Here is an 856-nt window from a genome sequence, read left to right on the forward strand (position 1 = left end):
GATCACGCGCTTGTCCAGCCCGCGCAGCTTGTGCATGAGCGGGGTGAAGTCGGAGTCGCCGGTGCCGATGGCGAAGGCGCCGACGGCCAGTGCGGCGAGCGCGAAGGCGGGACGGGTGGTGACGGCACGCATCGGGGGCCTCCCCCGGAGGAGTGGTGGGGCAGGGAGGCGGCGTCGTCGTCGCGAATAAACACGATAGACGAGTAAATAGCCGACGCGCCAGCCCACCGCACTGTCCGTCGCGTCACCCCTCCGTCTGGTTGGCTGTGCGGGGTGAGCACCCCGAAGCTGCCGCGCAAGGTCTACGACGCCGAGCTCCTCCGCCTGCAGGGCGAGCTCCTCCAGATGCAGGGATGGGTCCGGGCAGCGGGCGCCCGGGTGGTCGTGGTCTTCGAGGGGCGCGACGCCGCGGGCAAGGGCGGGGCGATCCAGCGGGTCGCCCAGTACCTCAACCCGCGGTTCACCCGGATCGTCGCGCTGCCCGCGCCGACCGAGCGCCAGAAGGGCCAGTGGTACTTCCAGAGCTACGTCGAGCAGCTCCCCTCGGCGGGCGAGCTCGTGCTGATGGACCGGTCCTGGTACAACCGCGCCGGCGTCGAGCGGGTGATGGGGTTCTGCACCGAGGCCGAGTACCGCCGGTTCCTCCGCCAGCCGCCGGTCTTCGAGAACATGCTCGTCGAGGACGGCGTCCACCTGCGCAAGTACCGGTTCTCGGTCAGCGCGCACGAGCAGGCGCGGCGGTTCGCCGAGCGCCTGGCCAACCCGCTGACGCAGTGGAAGCTCTCCCCGATGGCCCTGGAGTCGATGACCCCCTGGGGCGCCTACTCCCGCGCCCGCCACGACACGCTGGTCCCCA

1 pseudogene is annotated in these 856 nt (G+C 71.3%); it reads left to right on the plus strand.

Features of this window, described 5'->3' with window-relative positions:
* Nucleotides 1-345 precede the first annotated feature (345 nt).
* Nucleotides 346-856: pseudogene (locus tag D8M34_RS18305) on the plus strand (polyphosphate kinase 2); the annotation flags it as partial.

The sequence above is a fragment of the Microbacterium sp. HSID17254 genome, from assembly GCF_003989315.1.
GTDB lineage: Bacteria > Actinomycetota > Actinomycetes > Actinomycetales > Microbacteriaceae > Microbacterium.